We start from the raw sequence: 298 nt of genomic DNA, 5'->3' as shown, positions 1-298 counted from the left end.
GCTATCAATATTTAGAGTACAAAAAAACAACGCATTCCGTAATCAGGAAATGCGCTGTTTTTGTACTCTACGTAAAGATTGAAAGTGTCGGTATGACCATATTGAAAAAGTCACTATTTTCGCCTCCGGTGGTCAGCACTAGCTCAGCTGTGGTGACCGAGCCAAGCCTGAGGACCGGTCTTGACCCTCGCCTTAGCCCTTGGCACAATTCGCCAAGGGCTAAGCGCGTCCCGTGTTGTAAGTTAGAAAAAAAACGTCCAACTTACAACACCTTCACAGCACCGCTAGTACTGCCCAC

The sequence above is a fragment of the Lactiplantibacillus herbarum genome, assembly GCF_001039045.1.
Lineage (GTDB): Bacteria > Bacillota > Bacilli > Lactobacillales > Lactobacillaceae > Lactiplantibacillus > Lactiplantibacillus herbarum.
Note: the sequence above shows the minus strand (reverse complement) of the source record.